The sequence below is a fragment of the Oscillibacter sp. UBA6647 genome, from assembly GCA_002455655.1.
In the GTDB taxonomy this organism is placed as follows: Bacteria; Bacillota; Clostridia; order Oscillospirales; family Oscillospiraceae; genus Oscillibacter.
In genome coordinates, this window is record DKLF01000011.1 from 1 (window position 1) to 9,607 (window position 9,607).

Genomic DNA, 9,607 nt, shown 5'->3' on the forward strand with positions numbered 1-9,607 from the left:
AACCCTTTCAAAATTCCCGTAGTTGAATTGTGAAGAGAATACGTCGCGCGCCGCTGCCCGCTAAAAGCGGGCGGCGGCGCGCGCACAGCACAGGATAAATTTTCGGAAGCGCACACGTCAGGACTTCTATAAGTTGAAAAGAGCAGGCCGCACAAGCGGCCCGCTCTTTTATAAATCCGGCGTTTTACCGTGGCTCTCTTGGCCCCGGGCGAAATTCCTCTCCCCGCTTTGTCATGGACAGCGCTCCGGCGGACAGCTCCGTCAGCCGAAGAGAAAAGTCTTCTGCGCCGCTTTTGGGAAATGCGGCAAGTAGCGTAACGGTTTCGCCGTAGTCTGCATTTTCAACTGCCGCGTTTACGGCCGCCAGCTCCAGCTTGATGCGCTCCAGCAGGGGATAGGGGCAGGGGACCTCCCACAGCGTCCAAGGGCTCACACGGCTGACGCCGCCGTTGTCCAGCGCATCCTTCGCGCCTTTGGAATAGGCGCGGGTCAATCCACCGGCTCCCAGCAGCACGCCGCCGAAATACCGCGTCACCACACAGCAGAAATCGGTGACTCGCTCCCGCTGAAATACGTTCAGCATAGGTTGTCCCGCCGTGCCCTGCGGTTCGCCGTCGTCGGAGTAGCGAACGATCCCGCCTGCCCGGATGGAATAGCACCAGCAGTTGTGGCGCGCGTCGTAATGCTGCTTTTTCGTCTCCTCAATGCGGGCGCGGGCCTCGTCCTCGTTTTCTGTCCTCCAGAGGCGGCTGATAAAGCGGGAGCGCTTTTCCGTAAATTCGGTTGACCCGTCCGCAAAGGGGACCAGATACTCATCCATACCGTTCCTCCTGTTTCGGTGCGGCCGCCCCGGTTCTGCCCGCACCAAATTGACCGGGGCGGCTGCCCGGTGTTTCAAGGCTGAGAAGAACTCAGCGGAAAATCAGGCGCTTCACGCAGACTTCATTCGCCGTCCGCGCCCTCCGCTTCCTGCACATAGGGGACCAACTGCCCCAGAACCCGGGGGGCGCATACGGCGGTCACGTCGATGGTGTCGGTGTATTCCACCAACTCCACCTTCGCCTCCCGGTACAGCATGTCAAGCATTCCGCCCTTGTCGTAGGGAAGGTGGATAACAACCCGTCGCGCGCCCTTGTCCAGCCGGAGGTCGATGAGGTGCAAAAGCTCCTCAATGCCCGCTCCGGTTTTGGCGGAGATGGTGACCATATCCTCGCCCCGGGGGAGAATTTCCCCGCCGGAGAGATCGCTCTTGTTAAATACCTCGATCCGGGGCAGGTCGCTGGCGCCCAGCTCCCCGATCAGATCTTCCACGACCTGAGCCTGCTGCTGCCATTCTGGGTTGGATACGTCGATGACATGCAGCAGAAGGTCCGCGTACTCAAGCTCCTCCAGCGTGGCCTTAAACGCCTCCACAAGCTGGTGGGGGAGCTTGCGGATAAAGCCCACGGTATCGCTGAGAATCACGTCCTGCGTCTCGCTGACGGTCAAAAGGCGGCTGGTGGTGTCCAGCGTGTCAAACAGGCGGTTGTTGGCGGGGATCGCCGCGCCGGTAAGCCTGTTTAACAGGGTGGACTTGCCCGCGTTGGTATAGCCCACAATGGCCACCACGGGAATCTCATTTTTTCGCCGCTGTTGGCGCTGGGTGCTCCGCACCCGGCGCACATCGTCTAAATCCGCCCGAAGCTTGTCGATTTTCTTGTGAATCAGCCGACGGTCGGTTTCAAGCTGGGTTTCGCCGGGGCCTTTGGAGCCAATGGCTCCCTTTCCGCTGGTGCCGCCCTGACGCTCTAAGTGGGTCCACATGCCTGTCAGTCGGGGGAGGAGATATTGATACTCCGCCAGTTCCACCTGAAGACGGCCCTCTCTGGTCTTGGCCCGTTGGGCAAAAATGTCCAGAATCAATCCGCAGCGGTCCAGCACCTGAATGCCCAAAAGCTCCGTCAGCACCCGCTGCTGGGAAGGGGAGAGGTCATTGTCAAAAATGACCATCGTCGCTCCCGTGTTTTCGCAGTAGAGCTGTACCTCGGCCACCTTCCCCTCGCCGATGAAAGTGCGGGGGTCGGGTTTTTCCCGGTTTTGAAGGATAATTCCCTCCGTCACGCCGCCGGCGGTATCCACCAGAGCGGCCAGCTCCTCCATAGTGGTTTCATCGGCCAGCTCCTCTTTGCGCAGCACCGGGGAGTTCAGCCCCACCAGCACCACTTTATCTCTGATTTCGTTTGTTTCCTGCATAAATCTCCTTTTTCCGCCTGTGGCGGTTATGCCTGATAGGCCTCCACGACCTCGCCGATATACACGCGGTGCCAGTCGCCCTCCGGATAGAGGGGCGCAGCCGCCTCGGCATCGATGACGAGCTCTGGCTGCATGTCCTGGGCGTACAGCTTGCGGCACACCAAAACCAGCTCCGCTTCGTCAAAAAACGGGGCGTCGCCCGCCCCGTAGCAGAGGGTGAGGCCGCAGGCGGCAACTTTGTCGGTATCACGGCCGCTTTTGGTGCCGCACAGGGTCAGCGCGTCCTTGCGGTCCGCAGGCAGGAAGGACACGGTGAAATAGTCGTGATTCTCCATAAATTGAAAGGTATAGCGAGAGGGGCGCACGTACACCGTGCAGACGGGCTTTCTCCAAAGGGTGCCCAAGCCGCCCCAGCCGATGGTCATGGTGTTGCAGGCGGCCTTGTCTCCCGCCGTCAAAAGAGGGGTCCGCCCGGGGAACACGCGCAGGGCCTCCAAGGAAAGCTCTTTGGGGTTCACAGATTTCAGGCGCATGGCAATCATCTCCTTCGTCGTTTTAATAGTGGTAATAGTATATCCGCTTTGGTCGAAGCTGTAAAGCGGATAAAGGCGCAAAAGCCCCGTATCCTCACGGATACGGGACTTTGTGAACGTGTCGTCGGTCTTAGTTGCTCAAGCCGAACTTCTTGTTAAACTTGGCCACGCGTCCGCCGGTATCCACCAGCTTCTGCTTGCCCGTAAAGAAGGGGTGACACTTAGAGCAGACTTCCACCTTGATATTCCTCTTGGTAGAACCTGTCTCAATCACATTACCGCAGGCGCAAGAAATAGTAGTCTGCTGATAATCGGGATGGATTCCTTCCTTCATTGCTCTCGTTCACCTCTTTCGATCCAATCGCTAATGCCCTTTACAAAGGCACAAGTTAGTCTAACACAGTTTTTTACGGATTGCAAGGACTTTTTCAAGAAGATTTCGGAAAAAACGACATTTTGACGAAAATTACAGCGGAGCATAAAAGAGACATGAACGGCTGCCCGGCAAAGAGTCGGTGAAGAACAAGAAAACTCTCTGGAATACAAAAGAAAAGCGAAGCAACGTGGTCTGCGGCTTTTCGTAAAAACCGCAGACCGGGCAATGGAACTTTACGAAAAATTAGCAGAAGCAGACGTGGCCTTTGCAGTCGTTGAACACAGGTTGAGGCTATAATGAAACAGGAAAATAGGTCGGGCGGCGCGCGGAGGAAAGGCGTGTCCGCTTTACAAAAGGGAATGGGAGGGAAGCGAGATGAACGAGGAGCTTAGAGAATATCTGTGGGATGGCGAAGTCGTCCGCTGGAGCGGACGATCGGCACCGGTTCCTTTGCTGAGTCAGCGGGAAAGAGGAAAGATTCTTGTCAGATGGGCGATCACGCTGGTATGCATTTCCACACTTTTGGGGATTTACAGCACGGGGAGCGGCGCGCTCAGCGGCAAATTTGCCGCGCTGGTGACGCTGGTGGCGGCGCTGGTGATTGCCATGCCGTGGCTGGAGCGGTGGAGCGTAATGGGGATGAAGTATTTCGTCACCGACCGCAGAGCCATTCTGCTCACCCGGGACAAAAGTGTATATTATATGGAGTTGGACGAGGTGGACGACGTGAAGCGGGTGTGCCTTCAGCCGGAGGCGGACGCGCTGGTGATGGGAAGCGCCATTTTTGAGGATGCGGACCGTCAGCCGCGCTTCAGGGCGTGTAATCCGAGAACGGACCTTCAAAGTGCGGAGGGACAGGACCGAGCGGCAGGTTTGGTTTTTTATGGATTGCGGGACGCTGAGTTTGTAGAGGCGCTTTTGCGCCGGTCTGCGTCGGACGAAAGAGCCGAGGCAATATAGCACCATCAACGCGAAGGCGCGGGACGGAGTTTTCTCTGTCCCGCGCCTTTTTCCTTTTACGATTTATGGGGTACAATAATTCCGGAAAGGCAAAAAAACCGGCGCTTCGTTATTTTAAAATCGTCCGAATGGCCGAAAGGCACAGGGCCACTTCGTCAGCGGTGTTTTCGGGGCTGAAAGAGAACCGGACCGTGCCCTGTGGGAAGGTACCTAGAGTCTGGTGGGCGCGGGGCGCACAGTGCAGACCTACCCGGGTCATAATTCCGGCCTCCTGTTCAAGCGCATAGGCCACCGCGGCGTTATCGGCCGGGGAGAAATCCACGCTGACTACGCCAAGCCGCTGGGAAAACCGGGCCGGATCGGAAATTCCTGCCACCTTTGCGCCGGGAATTTCAGAGAGCCCCTCTAAAAACTGGCTCGTCAGCGCCATTTCTTTTTCAAGGACCGTTTCCACACCGTTCTCAAGAGCCAGCAGCGCCTGCCGCAGGCCAATGATCGCGGGAATGGGCAGCGTGCCGCTTTCAAACTTGTCGGGAAGAAATTCCGGCTGCTCCTCGGAGTCCGAGCGGGAGCCGGTGCCGCCCTCAATCACCGGGCGCATGGCTTTCGCAAGAAGCGGCATGACTACAAAGCCGCCCACACCCTGCGGGCCTCTGAGTCCCTTGTGGCCCGGAAAGGCCAGAAAGTCGATGCACATGCCCGCCATATCGATGGGCAGAACACCTGCGGTCTGGGCCGCATCCACCGCGAACCACACGTCCCGCTCCCTGCACATCGCGCCGATTTCTCCTATGGGCAGAACAGTGCCGCAGACGTTGGACGCGTGGGTGCACAGCACGGCTCTTGTGTTTTTCCGAAAGAGCGCGCGGACCGTCTCCGGCTCCAGCGTCCCGTCCGGGGCGCATTGGGCGGCGCTGACCTCCACCCCAGCAAGGGCCAACGTGTGCAGCGGGCGCATCACCGCGTTGTGCTCCACGGACGAGACAATTACATGGTCGCCGGGAACCAGCAGCCCCTTTAAAAACTGATTTACCGAGGCGGTCACTCCGCCGGTGAAGCAGACGCAGGCCTCCTTGGGGGCAGAGAAAAGACGCTTCAATCGCTCCCGCGCGTCCAGCACCTGCCCCAGCAGCTCGTAGGACCGCTCATAGCCGCCCCGGCTGATGTTAAAGGCTCCGTTTTCAATCAGCTCGGCCATTGCCCGTCCCACGCCGGGGGCCTTGGGAAACGACGTGGCGGCATTGTCAAAATAAATCGTGTCCATAGCGTTCCTCCGTCCGTATTTTTATAATCATCTTAATATGAATCTCAAAACCGTTCAATCGGCGGATAAAATCATAGACAAACACATATCCAAAAAAACGATTAGAGATCGAAGCAGCCACAGGCTGCTTTTGGAACGCAATCATCTATTGGCTGTCCAGTCCCTGAAAAAAGTTAAGTCGCTGTTTTAGTCTTCCTTGAGGTTGACAAAAACCTCGCAAGCGGGTGCTATCTTAGATGCGCAGGTTTTTGAGGTTTCTGCGCGCCGTGTCGTTCAATTTTTCAAAAGGTCAAAATTTGCAGTGCTTCAAAATTTTACCGCCAAAATTTCGGCATATTCTTATTTTTTCGAGTCAAACTACTCTTGCGATACCCAGAAACCCACAAACACGAATTCAATAAATTCGGAATTGAGAAAAGGAGAAACAATTATGGCTAGCAAGAATACTAACAAGATCAACGTGCCCGAGGCCCGCGCGGCAATGGATAAGTTCAAGATGGAGGCTGCTTCCGAGGTTGGCGTCAACCTGAAGGAAGGCTATAACGGCGACCTCACCTCCCGCGAGGCCGGCTCTGTCGGCGGCCAGATGGTCAAGAAGATGATCGAGTCCTACGAGAAGTCCCTGTAACTTCTCTTAAGGCAAACACGCGGCTCCTGGTTTTATCTGCCGGGAGCCGCGTGTTGTTGATAAAAAAGCCCCGCCGGTTTGGAAATCCAAACCGGCGGGCGTTTTTAAACAATTAGCTGTGAAACTCAGGCCGTCTTGGCTGCGGTCAGGGTGGAAGCAAAGCGATAGATAATTGCGGCGGACTGGCCGCGGGTGGCGGTGGCAAAAGGACGGATCGTGTTGTCGTTGAATCCGTTGATCAGGCTGTTGCCGTTGGCCCAGACCAGCGCCTTGGTGGCATAGGAAGAAACCTGCTGGGCATCAGTGAAGGCGCCCAAGCTGCCGCCGACGCTGACACTGTACCCCAGAGCCTCCGCATAGCGGAACATAAACGCCGCAAACTGCTGGCGGCTCACGGAGTCACCGGAGACGAAGGTGGTTTCGGTCTTGCCGTTAACAATGCTGTTCTCGTTGGCCCAAGCCACAGCCTTGCCCAAATCGGTGGCGAAGTCCACATCAGTGAAGGCGGGATTGGCCTTGGCGGAAGGCTTTCCAGCAAGGTTCCACAGGGCCAGCACCACGTCGCCCCGGGTCATGGTGACGTTGGGGCTGAAGGCGGTTGCTGTGGTGCCGGGAATCAGGCCCTTTTCAATGGAGAAGAGAACCGCGTCATAGTAATAGGCGTTGGATGCCACGTCGGTGAAGGGCATGACCGCGCCGGTCACGGTGATGCGGCCCTGTGCCTTGGAATACTCGGCGGGAACAGTGCCCTTCAAAGTGCCGGTGATGTAGTTAATCAGAATTTCATTGTCCAGCATGGCGGGAACGCTGAGGGTCTTGCACTTCTGGAACATATTCAGGCCGTCGCCTGCGTCCTCCAGCATATAGTTGTGGGAAGCCAGCTTGTAGGTCTTGGTGGCCACGATGTCCACGCCGCCGACCTTCACGTCCTTGACCCGCCGTGCGCCGGTGACGGAGACAAACATCTTGTTGTCGTCGGTCTTCACAGTGGAGGGAACGCTGGTGTCGATGGTGTAGGTCAGGCCGGAAACCTGAAGGAAGCCGCCGTTTTCATCGGGAGTGGTGCGGGAGGCCATTTCCAGCGCGTCCAGAATCTGCTGGCCGGTGGCCTCCACCATCCGCAGCTCGTTGCCGAAGGGATGCACGGCGATGATCTGCCCATAGGTGATGCTGCCTGACTTGATGTCGGCACGGATGCCGCCGCCATTGACAATGGCTACGTCTGCGCCCGCCGCGTCGCGGTAAGCGTCTGCAACCAGATCGCCCAGATTTGTTTCCTGATTACGGATGGCGCGGGTCTTGCCGTCGGATTCCAGCGTGGTCAGGTCAACGGAGGTCTTGGCGACCACCTTGTTCAGCAGCGCGTCGTTTTTGGCCTGAATGCCCTTGACAAAGGTGTCAACGGTGGAATCCTTGGCGGTATAGTCCGTCACCAGTTCGGTGGAAACAGTCCCGCTGGATTTGATGACCAGCTTGCCGATGGCGGCAAGCTTCGTGCCGGTGGAGGTGAGAAGAACGGTCTTGCCGTCCTTATCTGCGACCTTCTGAGACGAAATGACGCTATGAGCGTGTCCGTCAAGGAAAGCAGTCAGGCCGGAGACATTGGCAATCACATCGGCGGAGCGCCAGGGAGCACTCTGCGCGTCGTCGCCCAGATGGCCCACGGCAATGACATAGTCCGCGCCTGCGGTTTTGGCGGAATCAACTGCGGACTGCACGGCGTTGTAAAGCTCCTTGCCGTTGTTGCCGGCGCAGAAGCCGTAGATGTACTTGCCGGTGTTGTCCTGGAAATAGGTGGGGGTGGACTTGGTGATGGACTCGGGCGTGGCGATGCCCACATAGGCCACCTTGGTATCGCCGTACGTGACCATCTTGTACGCATCAAACACGGGCTTATTGGTCCGAAGGTCCATAAAGTTGGCGGAGATATAGCCGCTCTTCAGGGCCTTGGACAGGTTCATAAACTGGTCCATACCGTAGTCGAATTCATGGTTGCCGGGGATAGCCACATCGTAGCCTACCTGATTCATGATGTCCACGATGTATTCGCCCTTGGACAGGGTGCCCAGAGCCGCGCCCTGCACTGCGTCGCCAACGTCTACAAGGGTCACATTGTCGGTGGCCTTGCGCATCTCGGCGGCGTAGGCCGCGAAGCCTGCGTAGCCGATATTGTCGTCCACACCGCAGTGAACGTCATTGGTGTACAGCACCACAATGTCGCCCTTGTCCACCGTGGCGGGGGTTTCAGCGGCGAAGCTGAGCGTGGTCAAAGACATGGCTGTCATCACAGCCAGCAACAGGGAAATTGCCTTTCTCATCTTTTACCTCCTTCATTTTAAAAGCGCGGCGGAAACCGTGCTTTATATTGAGATCAGTATAACCCGCACCGGGAAAAAAAGAAAGAGGAAAACGAAAAATCGAAGTAAAATTTGCCAGATCGGCCCAATGGTGGCGCAAAAAAAAGAAGCTGGGTCTCGGCGCAAAAATATTTTGCGACAGGAGCTCTGCACATCTGGAAATCCGGAGAAAACTATGCTATGCTGAGGTCGTATCAAGACAAAACGCAAGGGAGGCTTTTGGATGAGAACATTGCTCAAGGGCGGCGGCGTGGTGTCAGGCCGGGGAGTTCGCCGGGCGGACGTGCTGATCGACGGAGAAAAGATTGTTCAGGTTGGCAGGGGACTGTCCGCTGCGGGAGAAAATGTGGTGGACGTGTCGGGAATGCTCTTGTTCCCCGGCTTTATCGACGCGCATACCCACTTTGACCTGGACGTGGCCAACACTACCACCGCAGACGATTTCACCTCCGGTAGCCGGGCCGCCATCCGCGGCGGCACCACCACCGTGATCGACTTTGCGTGTCCCAACAAGGGGGAGTCCCTGCAATACGGGCTGGATTTGTGGCACAAAAAGGCCGACGGCCGCGCCTTCTGCGACTACGGCTTCCACATGACCATCGACGATTGGAACCCCTCCGTGGAGGCGGAACTTCCGGCCATGTTTGCCCAGGGAATTTCGTCGTTTAAAATGTATCTCACCTATCCTGCCATGATGATTGGCGACGGCGCGATTTACAGCGCGCTGAAGGCCCTGCGGCGGCTGGGCGGCATCTGCGGCTTCCACTGCGAAAATGCCGGGGTGATCGACGCCATGATTGCCGAGAAAAAGGCCGCAGGCGAATTGTCTCCCGCATCCCATCCCCAGACCCGGCCTCCGTATCTGGAGGCGGAGGCGGTGAGCCGCCTTTTGCGCATCGCGCAGGCGGCGGACAGTCCGGTGATTATTGTGCATCTCACCAACCGTCAGGCGCTGGAGGAGGCGGAATCCGCCCGGAAGCGGGGGCAGAAGGTCTATGTGGAGACGTGCCCCCAGTATCTGGTGCTGGACGACAGCGTTTATTTCAACGAGGACTTCTCCGCCGCCGCGCGGTATGTCTGTGCGCCGCCGATCCGGGCGAAGGAGGAGCAGACATATTTGTGGCGGGGGCTGAAGAGAGGGCTGATTCAGACCGTCTCCACCGATCACTGTGCGTTCACGCTGGAACAGAAGGAGGTGGGCCGGGGGGACTTCACAAAGATTCCCGGCGGGCTTCCCGGCGTGGAGGCCAGAGGAGA

The 9,607-nt window shown here is 57.5% G+C and carries 9 protein-coding genes; 3 read left to right on the plus strand and 6 right to left on the minus strand.

Translation table 11 applies throughout. The features are described 5' to 3' along the window. Nucleotides 1–184 precede the first annotated feature (184 nt). The 4 genes from B2W96_RS00890 to rpmE all read right to left on the minus strand — a co-directional run bounded on the left by B2W96_RS00890 (nt 185) and on the right by rpmE (nt 3,099). Nucleotides 185–820, minus strand: a complete 636-nt coding sequence (locus B2W96_RS00890) for a YigZ family protein (protein ID WP_293007610.1) — start codon at nt 818–820, stop codon at nt 185–187. A gap of 122 nt (nt 821–942) precedes the next feature. Beyond that, nucleotides 943–2,232: a GTPase HflX gene (hflX, locus tag B2W96_RS00895; RefSeq protein WP_293007612.1), complete on the minus strand. Its 1,290-nt coding sequence runs from the start codon at nt 2,230–2,232 to the stop codon at nt 943–945. Nucleotides 2,233–2,258: 26 nt separating this feature from the next. After that, entirely contained in the window at nt 2,259–2,846 is a 588-nt protein-coding gene (locus B2W96_RS00900) for a flavin reductase family protein (RefSeq protein ID WP_293007614.1), read from the minus strand. Nucleotides 2,847–2,895: 49 nt separating this feature from the next. Beyond that, a complete protein-coding gene (gene rpmE / locus B2W96_RS00905) occupies nt 2,896–3,099 on the minus strand; it encodes a 50S ribosomal protein L31 (RefSeq protein ID WP_293007616.1) in 204 nt (67 codons plus the stop codon). 417 nt (nt 3,100–3,516) lie between these two features. On the opposite strand from rpmE, the gene B2W96_RS00910 reads away from it, so the two are divergent. Further along, on the plus strand, nt 3,517–4,101 hold the full coding sequence (locus tag B2W96_RS00910; RefSeq protein WP_293007618.1) for a hypothetical protein: 585 nt from the start codon (nt 3,517–3,519) through the stop codon (nt 4,099–4,101). Nucleotides 4,102–4,210: 109 nt separating this feature from the next. Here the strand turns inward: B2W96_RS00910 and B2W96_RS00915 are convergent, their stop codons facing one another. After that, nucleotides 4,211–5,365 (minus strand): aminotransferase class V-fold PLP-dependent enzyme, encoded by a 1,155-nt coding sequence (locus B2W96_RS00915; RefSeq protein WP_293007620.1) that lies wholly within the window; start codon nt 5,363–5,365, stop codon nt 4,211–4,213. Nucleotides 5,366–5,795: 430 nt separating this feature from the next. Between B2W96_RS00915 and B2W96_RS00920 the strand changes: the two genes are divergently transcribed. Then, nucleotides 5,796–5,993, plus strand: a complete 198-nt coding sequence (locus tag B2W96_RS00920) for an alpha/beta-type small acid-soluble spore protein (protein WP_293007622.1) — start codon at nt 5,796–5,798, stop codon at nt 5,991–5,993. Between the two features lie 125 nt (nt 5,994–6,118). Here B2W96_RS00920 and B2W96_RS00925 read toward each other — a convergent pair whose 3' ends face one another. After that, nucleotides 6,119–8,311, minus strand: a complete 2,193-nt coding sequence (locus B2W96_RS00925) for a 5'-nucleotidase C-terminal domain-containing protein (protein WP_293007624.1) — start codon at nt 8,309–8,311, stop codon at nt 6,119–6,121. A 262-nt stretch (nt 8,312–8,573) separates the two neighbouring features. On the opposite strand from B2W96_RS00925, the gene hydA reads away from it, so the two are divergent. Then, nucleotides 8,574–9,607 (plus strand): dihydropyrimidinase (gene hydA, locus B2W96_RS00930; RefSeq protein WP_293007626.1); only part of this gene is annotated, 1,034 nt, incomplete at its 3' end.